The sequence below is a fragment of the Polaromonas sp. P1_G2 genome, assembly GCF_056405515.1.
On sequence record NZ_JBFUBY010001068.1, the window covers coordinates 1 to 469 of the forward strand.

Sequence of the window (469 nt, forward strand, 5' to 3'; positions counted from 1 at the left end):
GGCACTGTCCGCCGAAAGCCTGCGCCTGTCGGCGTTGGAAAAGCGCGCGCTCACCGAGACATCGCGTCGGGATCGCGAGCGCAACGATGCGGACCGCGCCGCGCACGAAGCCGCCAAGCTCGAAGAAGAGACTCAAATCCGCTTCGCCGTCGATTCGCTCGCGACAGGCCTTTCGCATCTTGCCGACGGCGACCTGACGATAGCGCTTCGCCAGCCGTTCCGCTCCGATCTGGAGCGCGTGCGCGGAGATTTCAATCGCGCCATCGAAAAGCTGCAGTCGGTGATCGGCGAGGTCAAGTCCAATACCGGCTCGATCGAGGCCAATGCCCAGCAGATGCGCAGCGCCGCCGACGATCTCGCCAAGCGCACCGAACAGCAGGCCGCTTCACTCGAAGAAACCTCTGCGGCACTCGAAGAAATCACGTCGACCGTGCGCAACTCCTCGGCCCGCGCCGACGAAGCCAACAAG

The 469-nt window shown here is 64.4% G+C and carries 1 pseudogene; it reads left to right on the forward strand.

From position 1 onward, the window contains the following. Window positions 1-469, forward strand: a pseudogene (locus tag AC1D0P_RS29095) (chemotaxis protein); the annotation flags it as partial.